This is a genomic window from Enterobacter cloacae complex sp. P17RS (assembly GCF_014895885.1).
GTDB classification, from domain to species: domain Bacteria; phylum Pseudomonadota; class Gammaproteobacteria; order Enterobacterales; family Enterobacteriaceae; genus Enterobacter; species Enterobacter bugandensis.
In genome coordinates this window covers 1-18,182 of sequence record NZ_JADBQK010000003.1, presented here as the reverse complement: position 1 = coordinate 18,182, position 18,182 = coordinate 1, and the positions used below count along the sequence as shown (strand labels likewise).

The window sequence follows — 18,182 nt, the reverse complement described above, 5'->3', positions numbered from 1 at the left end:
CCCGGAGAGCACTATGACGAAAACCAGCGTGCGTATTGGCGCTTTTGAGATCGACGACGCAGAGCTGCGCGGCGAAGCACAAGGCGATCGAACGTTAAGTATTCCCTGCAAATCCGACCCGGATTTGTGCATGCAGCTCGATGCATGGGATGCAGACACCAGCGTCCCGGCAATACTTGATGGCGAACATTCTGTCCTTTACCGTGAGCATTACGATAGTAAAACCGATGCCTGGGTCATGCGTCTTGCCTGACCTAAAGAGAACCCGCCCGAAGGCGGGTTATTTATTACTGCAGCTGCGCCAGCGTAAAATAACCGTCAAATACGGCTCCCGTATCAATGTAGTGCAGATTGTCAAAATCATACCTTCTGTCGACGGGCGTATGTCCGAACCAGAAGTGATCCGCCCCGCTAATTCCCTGCCCTTTGCCCACCATAAACCCCATCAGGCGGTCGCGATCCCATAACACGCGCTGGGCGCTTACCGGTTTTTCCCAGCGGTATTCCTCCGCCGGGTAATCAGCATGAGCAATAACGTTCACCCCGTTCGCGCAGGTAATTTCGATAATATGCGGTAACGCACGACATGCGTTAAGTAACGAGCGCGCCCGCTGCTGCTCTTCATGCTCAAGCCGCGAAAACCACATTCCGCCATTCATTGTCCAGAGCGCAAAATCATTATTATCCAGGCTATCTATTGCCATTTGCTCATGATTGCCCCGCACTGCTCGAAACCATTTCTCATTGATGAGCTGCAATGATTTAACGCTGTCCGGACCACGATCGATCAGATCGCCAACGGAAATAAGTAAATCCTCATAAGGATTGAAATGACGGCGTTTCAGTTCCTCCATGAGCCTCTGGTAACAGCCGTGTATGTCGCTGACAACCCATACGTGACGCCACTCTCCACCTTCTATTCGCTGATACATAAGGCCTCCCTTTAACAGTATAGCCGCCGTCAAAAGCGCAAGAAGATCAGCGCAGCCCTTACAAAGTAAAACAAACGGTAAACCAAAGAGAAATAAAGATCCGCGCGCTCTTAATCCCTTTTTACTGGCTCCTTAGAATAAGGGGAGATAAAAACGAGAGGTCTTCACGTGTCTAATACACAGCTACATAACGATGTTTTCTATCCGCATCGCACGAATATTATTTCCGAGCTGGTGAACGGTAAACGCGTCCCGGGGCCAATCTGGCGGAAACGCGACTACAGACTGAAGTTCCTTTTACGTTCCCTGCTCTTTTGGTCTTCCACCCACCGTATGCTGGAAGCCCTCTCTGGCCGTGACGATTTCGACAAACTGCTGACATCGCAAATTACGTTGCCCAGCAAGACCCATCGGCAGTACCTGATGCGCGGCTTAACGGCTAACGATCGCGCCGACGCTATCGTTAACCATTACTACTGGATCGATCGCCTGAAGGAGAGCCGTCTTGCCCAGGCTATGACCGGCGCGCAGGAACAACCTATTGCGCAGTTCCACGTCAAAGACGGCGTGACCTACACGGTTAATGCGTCCTCAGCTGGCAAAGCCGAGCGTGAAGGTGAGAGTACGCTCTGGCTGCGCGACAACGAGGATACGCTTCTTGCCAGCCTGACCTTTAGCGTCGCCCGCAGCAATGGCCAGCCCGTTATGGTCATTGGCGGTCTTCAGGGCCCCCGTCGCTGCGTGTCACGAGATGCCATTAAACTGGCAACTCGCGCCTGCCATGGCCTGTTTCCCAAGCGCGTGCTGATGGAGGTACTTTTCCAGCTGGCAGCGCAGTCATCTGTTCGGGCCATTTTTGCCGTCAGCGATGAGGGACACGTTTTCCGCGCGCTGCGCTATCGCCTCAGCAAAGGCCGTCATTTCCACGCCAGCTATGACGAATTCTGGGATTCTTTGGGTGGAAAAAAACTTTCCGCCTTCTGCTGGCAGCTGCCGCTGCAGATGGAGCGCAAATCCCTCGACGAGATAGCCAGTAAAAAACGCGCTGAATACCGTCGTCGCTTTGAACTGCTTGATGAAATTGAGGCGTCCGTTAAGTCCCATTTCTAATCGCGACAAGCGTTTTCGCTCTCAGCACAGAGAATGCACTCGGTTTGAGAAAGGAATGATAAAGCAGAGCACTCTTGCATATGCCAGGGGTGCTCAGTTAGCATTGCGCGAAATGAAAATAGCGAATGCGTTGGAAAAGCGCAGTGTAGACGCAAATTTAAGGACTTTGATGATGATTTACGACTGCTTCTTGTATTACGATGAAGATATGCTTCTTGATATCAGGCTGAATACGCTAGCAGGCGTTGTTGATCGCTTCGTTATTGTTGAGTCAACGCATACCTTTACCGGCAAAAAGCGACAGCTTCACTTTGACATAAATAAATACGGTCCTTTTAAAGATAAAATTATTTATGTTGTGCATGATGAAACACCTCTCATGAAAGCCTCTGACGGCGGCGATCAGCATCAGGACGGTCTGGTGGTGGATGCATGGGCGAATGAAGCCGCGCAGAGAAATGCCATCATGCAGGGCCTCAAAAGTGCTAAAGATGATGATTTGATTTTAATTTCCGATGTGGACGAGATTTTTTCACCACAGGTTATCGGCTCTATCAACGCGAATAAACTCTGCACAACGCTTTATCAAAACTTTTATAATTATCAGTTTAATCTGCAGGTTTTTAATACAGATAACACCCCAAGAAAATGTAAACTGCCGAGAGCCACAAAATATAAAAACCTCGTTCATTTTTTTGGCGGCGAGCCTGAGTCGTTCAGAAATCTTAAACGCACCAGAAGCGTCAAAAACTGGTCCTGGCTTAAATGGAATTGGTTCAAACTTAACAATCGCATCATTGAAAATAGTGGCTGGCATTTCTCATGGGTTATGACCCCTGAACGCATCTCTGAAAAAATGTCCACCATCTCCCACACGGAATACGATCTGCCTGAGTTCAATAACCCGGAACATATCATGAAGGTGATAAAAAACGCCGAAGATATCTGGGGACGAGACAGGAAGTTAATCAGGCAAGAGCTGTCGGCAGACAATTTCCCCGAGTATATCGTTAACAACAAAGATAAATTCAGGGAATTCATTATTTAACTATCAGGCCGGGCCTTTACTTCACCGACGAAGATTCCACAGCGATCGCCAGGCCACAATTTTTTAACAAAGATGCCAAAAAACCCTGGACGTACGCGGTCCTGAGTATGTTATGGTTTAGTCAGGATAGGGAACTGTCCATCTATTCTCGGGGTTTTAGGTCCATAACCGAAGAAACCTTTTGAGAAACATAGGGATAAAAAGAGACCGAATACGATTCCTGTATTCGGTCCAGGGAAATGGCTCTTGGGAGAGAGCCGTGCGCTAAAAGTTGGCATTAATGCAGGCTAAGTCGCCTTGCCTTTTAAGAATAGATGACGACGCCAGGTTTTCCAGTCCACAGCAAAAGTGGCCTGAAAAAAAGCGGCAGAGCATCATTAAAAGTGAAAAACCGCAGTGCTTTGGCGAGCATCTGCGGTTTTTTTATTGGAAACCTGAACGTCAGCAGAGCTTGTCAGCGCGCTCGATAAACGGTGCCAGGCTCATCTTCTGCCCCGGGTTGGCCGGGTCATCAATCTGAATCACGCTGACTGGCTGACCGCTGCTCTTGCCGCTGGCGACCTGCTGCTCAGCGGTATCGTTGAGCGGGTACTGGACCAGCGTGCTCGGGTTGATCGCATACAGCGCATGGCCCGGACGGCAGGTCAGCATCACCTCTTCGCGATTAAAGGCCCATTTGTCTTTGCCCACTTCAAAGCGGCTTACGGTGATTACCTGCGGTGCCGCCAGAGCGCTTCCCGCGCAGGCCAGCAATAAGAGAGAAAGTACTGTCTTTTTCATTTAATAGTTAACCTTGTCAGAAGGGTTCCCAGGTAGCAAACAGACTGACCGTTGCCAGAACCAGCGCGCCCAGCACCACCTCTGCCTGTGTCATCCTGATAAACATCTGTTGTGCGCGCCCGGAATCCGGACGGAACCGTGGCACCAGAAAATACCGATTTGCCAGCGCAATTGCCACCATCAACGCCACGAGAGCACATTTGAACAACAAAAACTGCACGTAGCCAGCCTGCCAGGGAATATGGATGCCCAGAATCAACAGCGCATTCACTACGCCGGTGAGCAGCACGCCTGCGACGGCATAATGCCCCACGCGCGAGAAACGCATCATGGTATAGATGGCCGCGTTCTGCCAGCGTCCTTTCGCCAGACGCATGCAAAACAGCAGCGGCAGCAATCCACCCACCCAGGTTGCGGCACACAGCAGGTGAACAGCATGATTGAGTCGCTGTATCGTTCCCATCGGGCCGTCGCTCATCGCCGCGTGCCCTACCCCTGCCAGCAGGATAAGCTGGCCCATGGCGAGCAGCAGCAGGCGCGATCCTTTCAGCGGCGCGAGCCACGCGACGACAACGGTGATGGCAGCGAGGATAATTTGCCACAACCAGACGCCACCAAACCGCGTTCCCAGCACGCTGTACCAGATTTGCGGGTTAAACACATCGCCCCAGCCGTTGCCCATTAAGCCGCCCTGAAGCATAAACATCAGGATCGCAGCGGTCAGGCTGACGATGGACGCCACTCTCTGCTGGAGCTGGAAACGCCGGGCCATCAGGCGGTGCAGCCCGGAAGGCGCAAACCAGACGCTGTAAAGCGCGTTGCCAAAAACGAGCATTAGCGCCGCAAAATGGATAAAGCGCAATCCTACGTATAACAGTCCCAGCATGCTATTTCACGCTGAAGCGATAGCTGCCTTTGGTTTTATGGCCGTCGACGGAAACCACGTGCCAGTCCACCCGGTAAGCCCCCGGCGCCAGCGTCTGTTCCAGCGGAACGGTCAGCTGTGCTTTGTTCTTTTCGTCTCGCGTGGCGGTGCCGGTTTTGATCACCTGCTTTTGCGCATCCGTCACCACAACGCCGCTAAATCCGGGCTCGATACCTTCGGAGAAATTCAGCGTCAGCACCTGCGGTGACGCCACCTGGCTGTCCGCTGCCGGGCTCTGCTGCTTAAGATGCGCATGCGCCAACACGGAGGGTGAGATTACCGTTGAGGCCAAAAAAACCAGTGCGCATACCGCGCGGGAAGCGGATAAACCCATCACAATCATTCCTTTTTGTTATGTCTGTATGCTAAAGAATAACGCTGTATAATAAACGAGTCGAGGATCATCCCGCTCTGCTTGTCATCGTCGCGCAATCGCGGTAACGTTGCCGCCGCAAAATAAGGAGAAGGTAATGAAGATCAATCTGGCCGCCCTTCCTCAGGACGAGATGGATAAAGTGAATGTCGATCTCGCTGCCGCTGGCGTCGCCTTTAAAGAGCGTTACAACATGCCCGTCGTGGCTGAAGTGGTGGAGCGAGAACAGCCCGCCCATCTGCGTGACTGGTTTCGCGAAAGGTTAATTGCCCACCGTCTCGCCTCGGTCAACCTCTCCCGCTTGCCGTACGAGCCGAAAGTTAAATAAGCTTAACGACTCGTTACACTTCCTTACGCGGAATCTGGCAGGATAAGAAAACCCTGATTAAATTAGGTGTACTCTTTAATCCCTGCGACTCTGTGTATAAGGAAGTCACGATGTCACATTGGAATATTGCGGCAGCCCAGTATGGCGGGCAGCATCACAGCGTAGATGACCATATTGCGCACCATCTCCACTTTATTGCCGAAGCAGCACAGCATCAGTGCGATTTGCTGGTTTTCCCGGAACTCTCATTAACCGGCCCGGGCGCGACGGCATTACCGCTTCCGCCCGAAGACGATCGACTACAGCCGTTGCTTGATGCCGCGCATTTTTACCGCATTACCCTCATTGCAGGGCTTCCCGTTGAACGAAACGGTCAGCGCCAGAAAGGCCTTGCGCTGTTTATCCCCTCCCGCGATCGTATTCTGCGTTACCCTCAGGGGAGCGGCGCCAGCCTGGTGCCGGGTGATAAACAACTCACGATTATAGATGGGCAAAGCGATTCACCGAATCTTGATCCGCAGGCAACACTCTTCACCAGCTGCCAGTCGGTGAGGGATTACCGCTGGCGACAGTCCATCAATACCCTGCAGCGCTTTGCACACAGGTATGCCATCGCGGTGTTAATGGCAAATGCCGGCGCGGGCAGCGCGTTATGGGATGAAAAAGGCCAGCTGATCGTTCGGGCAGATAAGGGTGAGCTCCTGTTGACCGGCACGCGCAACGGACAGGGTTGGCAAGGCGATATCATTCCTTTAGGCTAAGCGTTTTAAGCTCAGGAGATTTTCATGCTGCGCGTCATTGATACCGAAACTTGCGATCTTCAGGGCGGAATTGTGGAAGTGGCCTCGGTGGACGTGGTTGATGGAAAAATCGTCAACCCGATGAGCCATCTGGTGCGTCCCGATCGTCCTATTAGCCCACAGGCCATGGCTATCCATCGCATTACAGAATCAATGGTGGCGGATAAACCCTGGATAGAAGACGTTATCCCGCACTACTACGGCAGCCCATGGTACGTTGCCCACAACGCCAGCTTTGACCGTCGGGTACTCCCCGAAATGCCCGGGGAGTGGATTTGTACCATGAAGCTGGCGCGTCGCCTCTGGCCAGGGATCAAGTACAGCAATATGGCGCTGTATAAATCCCGCAAGCTCAGCGTCAGAACCCCTGAAGGGCTGCACCATCACCGCGCCCTGTATGACTGCTATATCACCGCTGCGCTGCTCATAGATATTATGAACACATCGGGCTGGACGCCGGATGATATGGCAACGATCACCGGACGCCCTGCGCTGCTGACGACGTTCACCTTCGGCAAATACCGCGGGAGAGCGGTATCGGATATTGCAGATAAAGATCCGGGCTATCTGCGCTGGCTGTATAACAACCTCGACAAAATGAGCCCGGAGCTGCGCTTAACCCTGAAACACTATCTGGGTGAAGCTTAACGCTGCACACGGCCTGGCAACGTATCCTGCGCCAGGCCTATCAAAAAGGCATACTCCAGGGCCACCCCTTCGTAGGATTTGAATCGACCCGATTTCCCCCCGTGCCCGGAGTCCATATCAGTACAGAGCAGCAGCAGGTTGTCATCAGTTTTCAGCTCCCGCAGCTTTGCTACCCATTTTGCCGGTTCCCAGTATTGCACCTGTGAATCGTGCAAACCGGTCGTCACCAGCATGTGCGGGTACGCTTTCGCTTCTACGTTGTCATACGGGCTGTACTCTTTCATATAGCGATAATAGGTTTCATCCTGCGGGTTGCCCCACTCCTCAAACTCCCCGGTCGTCAAAGGGATGGACTCATCGAGCATGGTGGTAACCACATCGACAAACGGGACCTGCGCAACAATGCCCTTAAAGCGATCGGGCCGCTGATTGATGACCGCCCCCATCAGCATCCCCCCTGCGCTGCCGCCCATGCCGAAGCATAGCTGAGGATCGCCATAGCCTTGCTCAATCAGCGCATCGCAGACGTCGAGATAGTCGTTGAAGGTGTTTTTCTTTTTAAGGAATTTCCCGTCTTCATACCAGTGCTGCCCCAGCTCGCCGCCACCGCGAATATGGGCAATGGCGAAAACAAAGCCGCGGTCGAGCAGGCTTAATCTGCTGCTGCTGAAGTCGGCATCCATGCTGGAGCCATAGGAGCCGTAGCCGTAGACCAGGATCGGATTTTTACCCTTATGGAAATGCGCCTTGTGATAAACGAGCGAAACAGGCACCTCCACGCCATCGCGCGCGGTGACCCACAGGTGTTCGCTGCGGTAATTGTCGGAATCAAAGCCCTTCACTTCGGTTTGCTTAAGCACCTGGCGCTGTCCGGTATCCATATCCAGCTCAAAGAGCGTATCCGGCGTGGTCATAGACGAGTAGCCGTAGCGCAGCCGGGACGATTCAGGTTCCGGGTTAAAGCCGATCCACGTGACGTAGGCCGGATCGTCGAACGCAATCCCTATCACCTCACGCGTTTTACGGTTGATCTGCCGGATACTGGTCAGCCCCCGCTGGCGCTCCTCCACCACCAGCCAGTCGGTAAACAGCGTGAACCCTTCCAGCATCACCTGATCCCGCGCGGGAATGAGCACCTCCCACTTGCGCTCGTCGCGCACCTTGGTTTTGTACAGACCAAAGTTCTTGCCTTCACGATTCGAACGCAGATAAAAGCTGTGCTGGAAGTGATCCAGGCTGTACTCGTGGTCCTTGCGGCGCGGCAGGAAACAGAGCGGCTGGGCATCAGGCAGTTCGGCATCCAGGAGCAGCACTTCCGAGGTGGTGGCGCTGGCGAGGAAGATAATCACATAGTGGCGCGAGGAGGTTTTATGCAGGCTGACATAAAACGTTTCGTCTTTCTCTTCATAGACCAGCTCGTCATCGGCTGAGTCCGTGCCTACGGTATGGCGCCACACCTGATAAGGCAGCAGCGTGGAGGCGTGCTTTTTAACGTAGTAGACCGTCTCGGAATCGTTCGCCCAGACAAAATCCGGGGAGACGTTCTCCAGCATTTCCGGATACCAGTTGCCGGTTTCCAGATTGCGAAAACGCAGGCCGTACTGGCGCCGGGAGAGATAATCCTCCGCCAGTGCCATGATGGTGTTGTCAGGGGAGATGGACATACCACCCAGGGTATAAAACTCGCTGTGGGCGGCGCGCTGGTTCGCATCCAGCAAGATGTCCCATTCATCCCACTCGGCGCTTAATACCGACTGTCGTTGATAGATGGGATACTCGTTGCCCGGCTCAAAGATATGGCGATAGCGATAGCCGTTTTTGGTCCAGGGCGCGGAGATGTCGCGCTGGGGAATACGCTGCACCATTTCGTTCAGCAGCTGGTCCTGCAGCGCCTGCTGGCTGGCCATGACCCTGCGGCCATAGTCGTTTTCCTCGTGCAGGTAGTCGAGCACCTCTGGCCGGGAACGCGAATCGTCCCGCAGCCAGTAGTAGTTGTCTATGCGCGTATCGCCATGCGTGACGATCGCATAAGGATTACGTCGGGCTTTCGGTGGCATGTCATCATTCTTTTAAGTTTTACACCCTATAAGGTTGGCAAAACCCGCGCATGATGCAAGCGAAACATGACCACGGGGCGCGAGTTAGCCCTGTAGCGCCTGTTTTTGTTCCCCGATATCTTTTTCTATCCCCTCGCGCACGTCCTGAGGGATCTTCAGCGCGTCGCCGAGGGCGTTAAGGTAGCTACGCTCCATAAAGTGATCGATATCTATGGCGGCACAGCTGAGAAAATAGAGTTCCAGCGCTTCTTCCTCATTTTTCACGCTCAGTGCCAGACGCTGCGGATCGAGCGGCTGTTCAATGGCCTGCGCCACCAGCGTTCTGCCCTGTTCTTCAATACCCGCCTCGCGCAGCTGCTGTTCGATAGCCGCTCTTTCATTATCATCAATATGCCCGTCGCTTTTGGCGGCAAACACCAGCGCAAGGATGAGCCGCTCCGTGCGCAGATCCAGCGGAGAAGTATGCTCCCCATAGTGAGGTTCATCGCGGTGCGCCGCTCGCACCCTGTCCTTATATTTGTTCCACAGCACGGTGCCGGCGATAGCGCCGCCCCCGGCAAGCAGCGCGCCGGTACCGTACTTCGCCAGCAGCTTGCGTGAGGATTTATTGGCAACCAGCAGCCCTGCCAGCCCACCTAGCGCCCCCGGTACCAGCAGTTTGCTAAGCCCCTGTTCGCCGGAACCAGACGTTTTCTGCCCTAACATGGATTGCAGTTGATTTAACCAGCCTGACATGGTTTCCCTCGCTTAACGGTTAACATGTTCTCCAGCGTAAGCGAGCAGGCGTCAGGAAATGTCCATCAAGCCTAAAGAAGCGCAAATTTCTGGTCTGCCCTTTTGCCGTGCGCAAGACAGACGCAAACGTTTTCGTTTATACTGCGCGCATCTTTTTCAGGGGGAATGTTATGACTCGTTTAGGAACCGCGCTGCGACCTGCGGCGACGCGCGTAATGCTGTTGGGATCGGGCGAACTGGGTAAAGAAGTCGCCATTGAGTGTCAGCGTTTAGGGGTGGAGGTGATTGCCGTAGACCGCTACGCCGACGCGCCCGCCATGCACGTCGCCCATCGTTCTTATGTGATTAACATGCTGGACGGTGATGCCCTGCGTACGCTCATTGCACGGGAGAAACCGGATTTTGTCGTGCCGGAAATTGAAGCTATCGCAACCGATACGCTGATCGCCCTTGAGCAGGAAGGCCAGCGCGTGGTGCCCTGCGCGAAAGCCGCAAAGCTGACCATGAACCGTGAAGGCATTCGCCGCCTGGCGGCGGAGGAGCTGGGGCTGCCTACCTCTAGCTACCGTTTTGCGGGTGACAAAGCCGCATTCCTGCAGGCCGTTGAAGAGATTGGCTACCCGTGCATCATTAAGCCGGTGATGAGCTCTTCCGGAAAAGGTCAGAGCTTTATTCGCGACAGCAGCGCTCTGGACAGCGCGTGGGATTATGCGCAACAGGGTGGCCGTGCCGGTGCCGGTCGCGTGATCGTCGAAGGCGTGGTGAAGTTTGATTTCGAAATCACTCTGCTCACCGTCAGTGCCGTGGACGGCGTCCATTTCTGCGACCCAATCGGTCACCGTCAGGAAGATGGCGATTATCGTGAATCCTGGCAGCCGCAGCAGATGAGCGACCTGGCGCTGAAGCGTGCCCGGGAGATTGCCCGTAAAACCGTTCTGGCCCTGGGCGGTTATGGCCTGTTCGGCGTGGAGCTGTTCGTCTGCGGTGACGAAGTGATCTTCAGCGAAGTCTCCCCTCGCCCGCACGACACCGGTATGGTCACGCTCATTTCGCAGGATCTCTCGGAGTTCGCCCTGCACGTGCGCGCCTTCCTCGGCCTGCCGGTTGGCGGCATCCGCCAGTACGGCCCGGCGGCGTCGGCGGTGATCCTTCCGAAGTTGACCAGCCAGAATGTGACGTTTGATAACGTCGAAGGCGCGGTGGGCGCAGGCCTGCAGGTCCGTCTGTTCGGCAAGCCGGAGATCGACGGTACGCGTCGTCTGGGCGTGGCGTTAGCCACCGGGGATAACGTTGACGAGGCCGTAGTAAGAGCAAAAGCAGCGGCTGCGAACGTTCAGGTAGCAGGATAAAAAAAACGGGCCGAAAGGCCCGTTTTTCATGCTGCATATGGCTTACTGCTTCGCGCCTTCAACCGCTTCACGAGCCAGTTTCGTGATGCGATCCCAGTCGCCCGCTTCCAGCGCATCCGCCGGAACCAGCCATGAGCCGCCGATGCACAGCACGCTTTTCAGCGCCAGGTAGTCGCGGTAGTTAGCCGGGGAGATACCGCCCGTCGGGCAGAAGCGTACCTGAGAGAAGGGACCCGCAATTGCCTGCAGCGCTTTGGTGCCGCCGTTCGCTTCTGCCGGGAAGAATTTGAACTCTTTCAGACCGTAGTCCATGCCCAGCATCAGTTCAGATACGGTGCTGATGCCCGGGATCAAGGGAATGGTGCCTTCGGTCGCGGCCTTTAGCAGCGGCTCGGTCAGGCCCGGGCTGATGGCAAACTGTGCGCCGGCTTCGGTCACTTCCGCCAGCTGCTGCGCGTTGAGAACGGTACCCGCACCGATGATGGCGTCCGGCACTTCTTTAGCGATGGCGCGGATGGCATCCATCGCGCAGGCGGTACGCAGGGTCACTTCCAGAACGCGAACGCCGCCCGCAACCAGCGCTTTCGCCATTGGCACAGCGTGCTCCAGCTTGTTTACCACGATAACCGGCACGACAGGGCCAGTGGTCAGGATTGCTTCTGCACTTGTTTTCCAGTTTTTCATCAGAGTTCTCTCTCGCCAGATCGTTAAAATCAAGTCGTCTTAAAACGTAATACAGGTTGCGCCCTGCTCCGCACCGGAGAGCTTCTCACGCAGCGCGCTGAACATTTCGCGTCCGGTCCCCACGCGCGATGCGCTCAGGTCAGGAATATGAGGCTGACGTGCCGCCAGCTCCGCGTCATCCACCAGCAGGGTTAACTCGCCAGTCTGGCCGTTCACGCGGATCATGTCGCCGTCGCGCACTTTCGCCAGCAAGCCGCCGTCGTAGGCTTCAGGCGTGACGTGGATGGCGGAAGGCACTTTGCCGGATGCGCCTGACAGGCGGCCATCGGTCACTAACGCAATTTTGAAACGGCGGTCCAATAATACACCAAGTGGTGGCATAAGTTTATGTAATTCTGGCATGCCGTTCGCTTTTGGCCCCTGATGACGCACGACCACCACGCAGTCTTTATCCAGCAGACCGGCGTCGAAGGCAGGCAACACGTCGTGCTGGCTTTCAAACACTACCGCCGGGGCCTCGATAACCTGGTTCTCTTCCGGCACGGCAGAGGTTTTCATCACCGCGCGGCCAAGGTTGCCGCTCAGCACTTTGGTACCGCCGTGGTGGGAGAACGGTTTGTCGATAGTGGCAATCACCTGCGGATCAAGAGACGCGGTCGTCCCGTCGCGCCAGTCCAGCTCGCCGTTGTTCAGCCACGGCTCCTGGGTGTAGCGCTGCAGACCAAATCCGGCTACGGTGTTCACGTCTTCATGCAGCAGACCGCCTTTCAGCAGCTCGCGCATCAGCAGCGGCACGCCGCCCGCGGCCTGGAAGTGGTTGATGTCCGCCGGGCCGTTCGGGTACAGACGCGCCATCAGCGGTACCACGGAGGAGATATCGGAGAAGTCATCCCAGTTAATCAGGATACCCGCCGCGCGCGCCATGGCCACCAGGTGCATGGTGTGGTTAGTTGAACCGCCGGTCGCCAGCAGGGCGACGATACCGTTAACGATCACTTTTTCGTCGACCATTTTGCCCATCGGCATCCATTCATTGCCGTTTCCTGTCAGGCGCGTCACCTGACGGGCCGCGGCCTCGGTCAGCGCCTGGCGCAGCGGCGCGTCCGGCTGGATGAAGGACGAGCCCGGAAGCTGCATCCCCATAAACTCCACTACCATCTGGTTGGTGTTGGCCGTGCCGTAGAACGTACAGGTGCCCGGCGCATGGTAGGAGGCGGCTTCGGCTTCCAGCAGCGCCTGACGATCGGCTTTGCCTTCCGCATACAGCTGGCGGATACGCACTTTTTCTTTATTCGGCAGACCGCTGGCCATCGGGCCGGACGGCACGAAAATCGCAGGCAGATGACCAAACGACAGCGCTGCCATCACCAGGCCCGGGACGATTTTGTCGCACACGCCGAGATACAGCGCGCCATCAAACATGTTGTGTGACAGGCCCACAGCCGCAGACATCGCAATCACTTCGCGGCTCAGCAGCGACAGCTCCATACCATCCTGCCCCTGCGTCACGCCGTCGCACATGGCCGGGACGCCCCCCGCCACCTGCCCGACCGCGTTCACGCTGTGCAGCGCTTTACGAATGATGTTGGGATAGACCTCATACGGCTGGTGCGCGGAGAGCATATCGTTATAGGACGTGATAATAGCGATATTGTTACGCAACATGCTTTTCAGGGAGGCTTTGTCATCAGGCTGGCAGGCGGCGAAGCCGTGGGCCAGGTTACCGCAGGCCAGCTGGGAGCGGTGAACGGTGTTGCTTTTCGCCTGTTCAATGCGGGCGAGGTAGGCCGAACGGGTCTCTTTTGAGCGCTCGATAATGCGTTGTGTTACGCGTAACAATACAGGATTCATAAAAGCTCCTTTAATTTATCTGTCCGGGCTCGGGAGTTTACAAAGTCGCTGGCGGTTGTTAACAACGCTGAAACGCTTGCTGTCCGGAGCTCAGGGGCAAAATCACTTCCGGCAGTGTAATAAAAAAAGCCCCGCGGGTGAATCCACGCGGAGCTTAAAAGTATAAAAATTGTGCCACTAGCTGTGTTAGATCATGTTACCGGTAAAATAACACTTTCGGGCTAGCGGAATATCCTACTCAAACTCGTTCCAGGAGCGGCCATCGCGGGTGATCATCGCCACCGACGCCACAGGCCCCCAGGTACCCGCCTGATACGGTTTTGGCGCATCCTGATCGGCAGCCCAGGCTTCGGTGATGGAATCGACCCATTTCCACGCCTCTTCCACTTCGTCGCGACGCACGAACAGCGCCTGGATACCGCGCATGGTTTCCAGCAGCAGACGCTCGTAAGCATCCGCAAGGTGCGTCTGGTTGAAGGTTTCGGAGTAGCTCAGATCCAGCTTGGTGGTCTGCAGGTTGTGCTTATGATCCAGGCCCGGCACTTTGTTGAGGATCTGGATATCCACCCCTTCGTCCGGCTGCAGACGGATGGTCAGCTTGTTCTGCGGCAGCTCCTGCCAGGACTCTTTGAACAGGTTCAGTTCCGGGTTCTTAAAGTAGACAACCACTTCGGAACACTTCGTCGGCAGACGCTTACCAGTGCGCAGGTAGAACGGAACCCCCGCCCAGCGCCAGTCGTCGATGTCCACGCGGATGGCCACGAACGTCTCGGTGTTGCTGGACTTGTTCGCGCCCTCTTCTTCCAGGTAGCCTGGCACCTTTTTGCCTTGCGCAAACCCGGCAGTGTACTGGCCGCGAACGGTTTTCTCGCGCACGTTGGAGCGGTCGATGCGGCGCAGCGACTTCAGCACTTTCACTTTGGCATCGCGGATGCTGTCAGCCGTCAGGTCAGACGGTGGAGACATGGCAATCATGCACAGAATTTGCAGCAGGTGGTTCTGGATCATGTCGCGCATCTGGCCGGCCTGGTCAAAGTAACCCCAGCGACCTTCAATCCCCACCTCTTCCGCCACGGTAATTTCCACGTGGTCAATGGTACGGTTGTCCCAGTTATTCACAAACAGGGAGTTAGCGAAACGCAGCGCCAGCAGGTTCAGTACCGTCTCTTTACCGAGATAGTGGTCGATACGGTAGACCTGGCACTCTTCAAAGAACTCGCCCACCTGGTCGTTGATTTCACGCGAGGTAGCCAGCGACGTCCCCAGCGGCTTTTCCATCACCACGCGCGCCGGCTTGGCGTTCAGTTTGGCTTCGCCCAAACCTTTGCAGATGGCGCCAAAGGTGCTTGGCGGCATGGCGAAATAGTTAATGGTGACACGGTTTTTCTGATCCAGCATGGCACCCAGGCGGGAAAACGCGCTGACGTCATTAACGTCCAGGTTGCAGAAATCGAGACGACCGCTGAGGGTATCCCACAAACTTTCATCAATTTTTTCCTTCATGAAAGTTTCGAGCGCCTCGCGGACAACTTTGGTATAAGCGTCCTTGTCCCAGTCGGCGCGCCCAACACCCAGGATACGCGTATCCGGATGAATTTGGCCCGCTTTCTCCAGTTGATACAGGGAAGGCAGCAATTTTCGGCGTGCAAGATCGCCTTTCGCGCCGAAAATGACCAGGTCACATGCCTGGGCTGTTTGCGTTACCGCCATGTCATTCTCCTCAGTTGGATCACCTGGTGCTTCTGCCAGGTATCGTTGTAATTTTATTACAATGCACTGTACTGCTTTTACGTCATTCCCGAAACCATTAGCGCTTATCGTCTCGTGCGATACGGCGATTTTTCGCCATTCAGCCGATTATGGCGACGTAATGACGCAACAGCCGTCGATAATTTGCGCAACAGGGTCATAGCAAAACCCGACATCGATCAAGTAATGAAAAAAAACAACAACATTATCTTGTCGACTGTTACCCTTTAGGGAAGCCACAGGGGTAATATCGGCTAATCGAATCAAGATTTCATCAATGAGTGAAATCGTTTCCACCCCCATGAGCGCCTTGTTAACAATGAACATGCTTGAAAAAATCCAGTATCAACTGGAACACCTTAGCAAATCCGAGCGAAAAGTGGCTGAAGTCATTCTGGCCGCGCCCGCTCAGGCGATTCATTCAAGCATCGCCGCTCTGGCTCAGGAAGCGGGCGTCAGTGAACCGACGGTCAACCGCTTCTGCCGCAGCCTGGAAACGCGCGGCTTTCCTGATTTTAAACTGCATCTGGCACAAAGTCTGGCAAACGGCACCCCCTATGTTAATCGTAATGTGGATGAAGACGACAGCGTAGATGCCTATACGGCAAAAATATTTGAGTCGGCCATGGCCACGCTCGATCACGTTCGTCAAAGTCTGGATATGAGTTCAGTAAACCGCGCGGTGGATTTACTCACCCAGGCCAAACGCATTGCGTTCTTCGGTCTTGGCTCGTCAGCCGCCGTGGCGCACGACGCCATGAATAAATTCTTCCGCTTTAACGTGCCGGTTATTTATTCCGATGACATTGTGCTGCAACGCATGAGCTGTATGAATTGCAGTGAGGATGACGTCGTGGTACTGATTTCGCACACTGGCCGCACCAAAAGCCAGGTTGAGCTGGCGCAGCTGGCCCGTGAAAACGATGCCATGGTAATCGCCCTCACCACCGCCGGCACGCCATTGGCGCGGGAGGCGACTCTCGCCATTACCCTGGACGTGCCTGAGGATACCGACATGTATATGCCAATGGTGTCCCGTCTGGCGCAACTCACGGTAATCGACGTGCTGGCGACCGGATTTACCTTACGCCGGGGCGCAAAATTCCGAGATAACTTGAAGCGAGTCAAGGAAGCGCTGAAGGAATCGCGTTTTGATAAAGAATTGCTTATAAAGAGCGATGTTCCCTGAAAGTAGATAACGAAGACGTAACCCATAATTAGATGTAACGATTTTCGGCATTCGGCCCCCTCTTTGCTGCCTTGCGGTAGATGAAGGTCGATTCAATGTTCACGCAACACCAAAGTTGTTTCAGTCAACGGAGTATTACATGTCCAGAAGGCTTCGCAGAACCAAGATCGTCACCACCTTAGGCCCGGCCACCGATCGCGATAATAACCTCGAAAAGATTATCGCCGCTGGCGCCAACGTGGTGCGTATGAACTTCTCTCACGGTACGCCAGAAGACCATAAATTGCGTGCCGATAAAGTGCGTGAGATCGCCGCTAAGCTGGGCCGCCACGTCGCTATCCTCGGCGACCTGCAGGGTCCAAAAATTCGTGTATCAACCTTTAAAGAAGGTAAAGTTTTCCTCAATATCGGCGACAAATTCCTGCTGGATGCCAACCTCGGCAAAGGCGAAGGCGATAAAGAGAAAGTCGGGATCGACTATAAAGGCCTGCCGGCTGATGTGGTACCTGGCGATATCCTGCTGCTCGACGACGGTCGCGTCCAGCTGAAGGTGCTGGAAGTTCAGGGGATGAAAGTGTTCACTGAAGTCACCGTCGGCGGCCCGCTCTCCAACAATAAAGGCATCAACAAACTGGGCGGCGGCCTCTCTGCGGAAGCCCTGACCGACAAAGACAAAGCGGATATCGTAACGGCGGCCCAGATCGGTGTTGACTACCTGGCAGTCTCCTTCCCACGCTGTGGCGAAGATCTGAACTATGCGCGCCGCCTGGCCCGTGACGCAGGCTGTGATGCCAAAATCGTCGCTAAGGTTGAACGCGCGGAAGCCGTGTGCGATCAGGATGCGATGGACGATGTGATCCTCGCCTCTGACGTGGTGATGGTTGCCCGTGGCGATCTGGGCGTGGAAATCGGCGACCCTGAACTGGTCGGTATCCAGAAAGCGCTGATTCGTCGCGCACGTCAGCTGAACCGCGCGGTGATCACCGCCACCCAGATGATGGAATCCATGATCACTAACCCAATGCCAACCCGTGCGGAAGTCATGGACGTCGCTAACGCCGTGCTGGACGGTACCGATGCGGTGATGCTGTCAGCAGAAACCGCGGCGGGCCAGTATCCGGCAGAAACCGTGGCCGCAATGGCGCGCGTCTGCCTGGGCGCGGAGAAGATCCCAAGCATTAACGTCTCCAAGCACCGCCTGGATATCCAGTTCGACAATGTGGAAGAAGCGATTGCGATGTCCGCCATGTATGCGGCCAACCATCTGAAAGGCGTTACGGCGATCATCACCATGACCGAATCTGGCCGCACCGCGCTGATGACCTCTCGCATCAGCTCCGGCCTGCCGATTTTCGCCATGTCACGCCACGAGCGTACGCTGAACCTGACGGCGCTGTACCGCGGTGTTACCCCGGTACACTTCGACAGCACCAATGATGGCGTAGCCGCGGCGCACGATGCCGTAAACCTGCTGCGCGATAAAGGTTACCTGGTGTCTGGTGATATCGTCATCGTGACGCAGGGTGACGTGATGAGCACCATCGGCTCAACCAATACCACGCGCGTACTGACTGTAGAGTAAGATCCGATCCCCTCTCCCCTAAGGGGTGTACGGTCCGGGGAC

General features: G+C 55.2%; 18 protein-coding genes. 9 read left to right on the top strand and 9 right to left on the bottom strand.

Annotated elements, in window-relative coordinates; all coding sequences use genetic code 11:
- Positions 1-13 precede the first annotated feature (13 nt).
- Positions 14-253 (top strand): YebV family protein, encoded by a 240-nt coding sequence (locus tag IM265_RS01090; RefSeq protein WP_008500472.1) that lies wholly within the window; start codon positions 14-16, stop codon positions 251-253.
- A 34-nt stretch (positions 254-287) separates the two neighbouring features.
- On the opposite strand, the gene pphA is transcribed toward IM265_RS01090, so the two are convergent.
- Positions 288-932 (bottom strand): protein-serine/threonine phosphatase, encoded by a 645-nt coding sequence (pphA, locus tag IM265_RS01085; protein WP_048998654.1) that lies wholly within the window; start codon positions 930-932, stop codon positions 288-290.
- A gap of 168 nt (positions 933-1,100) precedes the next feature.
- Here pphA and IM265_RS01080 point away from each other — a divergent pair, with 168 nt between their 5' ends.
- Together IM265_RS01080 and IM265_RS01075 are read left to right on the top strand one after the other, a co-directional pair.
- A complete protein-coding gene (locus IM265_RS01080; RefSeq protein ID WP_045260308.1) occupies positions 1,101-2,042 on the top strand; it encodes a VirK/YbjX family protein in 942 nt (313 codons plus the stop codon).
- A 172-nt stretch (positions 2,043-2,214) separates the two neighbouring features.
- On the top strand, positions 2,215-3,090 hold the full coding sequence (locus IM265_RS01075; RefSeq protein WP_193031980.1) for a benzoate transporter: 876 nt from the start codon (positions 2,215-2,217) through the stop codon (positions 3,088-3,090).
- 441 nt (positions 3,091-3,531) lie between these two features.
- Here the strand turns inward: IM265_RS01075 and IM265_RS01070 are convergent, their stop codons facing one another.
- From IM265_RS01070 to yobA, 3 genes are read right to left on the bottom strand one after another with little or no spacing between them, the layout of a single operon-like run.
- Positions 3,532-3,870 (bottom strand): YebY family protein, encoded by a 339-nt coding sequence (locus IM265_RS01070; RefSeq protein ID WP_028013604.1) that lies wholly within the window; start codon positions 3,868-3,870, stop codon positions 3,532-3,534.
- Between the two features lie 16 nt (positions 3,871-3,886).
- Positions 3,887-4,756: a copper homeostasis membrane protein CopD gene (gene copD / locus IM265_RS01065; protein ID WP_193031948.1), complete on the bottom strand. Its 870-nt coding sequence runs from the start codon at positions 4,754-4,756 to the stop codon at positions 3,887-3,889.
- Between the two features lies 1 nt (position 4,757).
- Positions 4,758-5,129, bottom strand: a complete 372-nt coding sequence (yobA, locus tag IM265_RS01060; RefSeq protein ID WP_069733025.1) for a CopC domain-containing protein YobA — start codon at positions 5,127-5,129, stop codon at positions 4,758-4,760.
- Positions 5,130-5,265: 136 nt separating this feature from the next.
- On the opposite strand from yobA, the gene IM265_RS01055 reads away from it, so the two are divergent.
- The 3 genes from IM265_RS01055 to exoX all read left to right on the top strand — a co-directional run bounded on the left by IM265_RS01055 (position 5,266) and on the right by exoX (position 6,944).
- Positions 5,266-5,496, top strand: coding sequence for a DNA polymerase III subunit theta (locus IM265_RS01055; RefSeq protein WP_008500465.1), 231 nt, complete (start codon positions 5,266-5,268; stop codon positions 5,494-5,496).
- A gap of 110 nt (positions 5,497-5,606) precedes the next feature.
- The gene (locus IM265_RS01050) at positions 5,607-6,257 is read left to right on the top strand and encodes a nitrilase-related carbon-nitrogen hydrolase (RefSeq protein WP_045260312.1); all 651 of its coding nucleotides are present in this window, start codon (positions 5,607-5,609) and stop codon (positions 6,255-6,257) included.
- A 24-nt stretch (positions 6,258-6,281) separates the two neighbouring features.
- Positions 6,282-6,944 carry an exodeoxyribonuclease X gene (gene exoX / locus IM265_RS01045; protein ID WP_025756911.1) on the top strand — a complete coding sequence of 221 codons (663 nt, stop codon included), beginning with the start codon at positions 6,282-6,284 and terminating at the stop codon, positions 6,942-6,944.
- On the opposite strand, the gene ptrB is transcribed toward exoX, so the two are convergent.
- Together ptrB and IM265_RS01035 are read right to left on the bottom strand one after the other, a co-directional pair.
- Entirely contained in the window at positions 6,941-9,001 is a 2,061-nt protein-coding gene (gene ptrB / locus IM265_RS01040; RefSeq protein ID WP_193031946.1) for an oligopeptidase B, read from the bottom strand. The genes exoX and ptrB overlap by 4 nt on opposite strands.
- Before the next feature lie 84 nt (positions 9,002-9,085).
- Positions 9,086-9,736, bottom strand: a complete 651-nt coding sequence (locus tag IM265_RS01035) for a tellurite resistance TerB family protein (protein WP_028013609.1) — start codon at positions 9,734-9,736, stop codon at positions 9,086-9,088.
- A 170-nt stretch (positions 9,737-9,906) separates the two neighbouring features.
- Between IM265_RS01035 and purT the strand changes: the two genes are divergently transcribed.
- Complete coding sequence (gene purT, locus IM265_RS01030) at positions 9,907-11,085, top strand: formate-dependent phosphoribosylglycinamide formyltransferase (protein WP_193031943.1); 1,179 nt, start codon at positions 9,907-9,909, stop codon at positions 11,083-11,085.
- A gap of 42 nt (positions 11,086-11,127) precedes the next feature.
- On the opposite strand, the gene kdgA is transcribed toward purT, so the two are convergent.
- From kdgA to zwf, 3 genes are all read right to left on the bottom strand, one after another.
- Positions 11,128-11,769 carry a bifunctional 4-hydroxy-2-oxoglutarate aldolase/2-dehydro-3-deoxy-phosphogluconate aldolase gene (gene kdgA, locus IM265_RS01025; protein ID WP_014884307.1) on the bottom strand — a complete coding sequence of 214 codons (642 nt, stop codon included), beginning with the start codon at positions 11,767-11,769 and terminating at the stop codon, positions 11,128-11,130.
- Between the two features lie 39 nt (positions 11,770-11,808).
- Entirely contained in the window at positions 11,809-13,620 is a 1,812-nt protein-coding gene (edd, locus tag IM265_RS01020) for a phosphogluconate dehydratase (RefSeq protein WP_193031941.1), read from the bottom strand.
- A 234-nt stretch (positions 13,621-13,854) separates the two neighbouring features.
- Positions 13,855-15,330: a glucose-6-phosphate dehydrogenase gene (gene zwf / locus IM265_RS01015; RefSeq protein WP_028013613.1), complete on the bottom strand. Its 1,476-nt coding sequence runs from the start codon at positions 15,328-15,330 to the stop codon at positions 13,855-13,857.
- A 358-nt stretch (positions 15,331-15,688) separates the two neighbouring features.
- Here zwf and IM265_RS01010 point away from each other — a divergent pair, with 358 nt between their 5' ends.
- Both IM265_RS01010 and pyk read left to right on the top strand, forming a co-directional pair.
- Complete coding sequence (locus IM265_RS01010; RefSeq protein ID WP_028013615.1) at positions 15,689-16,558, top strand: MurR/RpiR family transcriptional regulator; 870 nt, start codon at positions 15,689-15,691, stop codon at positions 16,556-16,558.
- A gap of 139 nt (positions 16,559-16,697) precedes the next feature.
- The gene (gene pyk, locus IM265_RS01005) at positions 16,698-18,140 is read left to right on the top strand and encodes a pyruvate kinase (protein WP_028013616.1); all 1,443 of its coding nucleotides are present in this window, start codon (positions 16,698-16,700) and stop codon (positions 18,138-18,140) included.
- Positions 18,141-18,182: the final 42 nt, after the last annotated feature.

Excerpts from the sequence above, each read along its gene's own strand:
- IM265_RS01070 (WP_028013604.1), bottom strand. The coding sequence starts at position 3,870 with ATGAAAAAGACAGTACTTTCTCTCTTATTGCTGGCCTGCGCGGGAAGC.
- IM265_RS01010 (WP_028013615.1), top strand. The coding sequence starts at position 15,689 with ATGAACATGCTTGAAAAAATCCAGTATCAACTGGAACACCTTAGCAAA.
- zwf (WP_028013613.1), bottom strand. The coding sequence starts at position 15,330 with ATGGCGGTAACGCAAACAGCCCAGGCATGTGACCTGGTCATTTTCGGC.
- IM265_RS01035 (WP_028013609.1), bottom strand. The coding sequence starts at position 9,736 with ATGTCAGGCTGGTTAAATCAACTGCAATCCATGTTAGGGCAGAAAACG.
- IM265_RS01050 (WP_045260312.1), top strand. The coding sequence starts at position 5,607 with ATGTCACATTGGAATATTGCGGCAGCCCAGTATGGCGGGCAGCATCAC.
- copD (WP_193031948.1), bottom strand. The coding sequence starts at position 4,756 with ATGCTGGGACTGTTATACGTAGGATTGCGCTTTATCCATTTTGCGGCG.
- ptrB (WP_193031946.1), bottom strand. The coding sequence starts at position 9,001 with ATGCCACCGAAAGCCCGACGTAATCCTTATGCGATCGTCACGCATGGC.
- pphA (WP_048998654.1), bottom strand. The coding sequence starts at position 932 with ATGTATCAGCGAATAGAAGGTGGAGAGTGGCGTCACGTATGGGTTGTC.
- kdgA (WP_014884307.1), bottom strand. The coding sequence starts at position 11,769 with ATGAAAAACTGGAAAACAAGTGCAGAAGCAATCCTGACCACTGGCCCT.
- IM265_RS01055 (WP_008500465.1), top strand. The coding sequence starts at position 5,266 with ATGAAGATCAATCTGGCCGCCCTTCCTCAGGACGAGATGGATAAAGTG.
- exoX (WP_025756911.1), top strand. The coding sequence starts at position 6,282 with ATGCTGCGCGTCATTGATACCGAAACTTGCGATCTTCAGGGCGGAATT.
- pyk (WP_028013616.1), top strand. The coding sequence starts at position 16,698 with ATGTCCAGAAGGCTTCGCAGAACCAAGATCGTCACCACCTTAGGCCCG.
- IM265_RS01075 (WP_193031980.1), top strand. The coding sequence starts at position 2,215 with ATGATTTACGACTGCTTCTTGTATTACGATGAAGATATGCTTCTTGAT.
- yobA (WP_069733025.1), bottom strand. The coding sequence starts at position 5,129 with ATGGGTTTATCCGCTTCCCGCGCGGTATGCGCACTGGTTTTTTTGGCC.
- IM265_RS01090 (WP_008500472.1), top strand. The coding sequence starts at position 14 with ATGACGAAAACCAGCGTGCGTATTGGCGCTTTTGAGATCGACGACGCA.
- edd (WP_193031941.1), bottom strand. The coding sequence starts at position 13,620 with ATGAATCCTGTATTGTTACGCGTAACACAACGCATTATCGAGCGCTCA.
- purT (WP_193031943.1), top strand. The coding sequence starts at position 9,907 with ATGACTCGTTTAGGAACCGCGCTGCGACCTGCGGCGACGCGCGTAATG.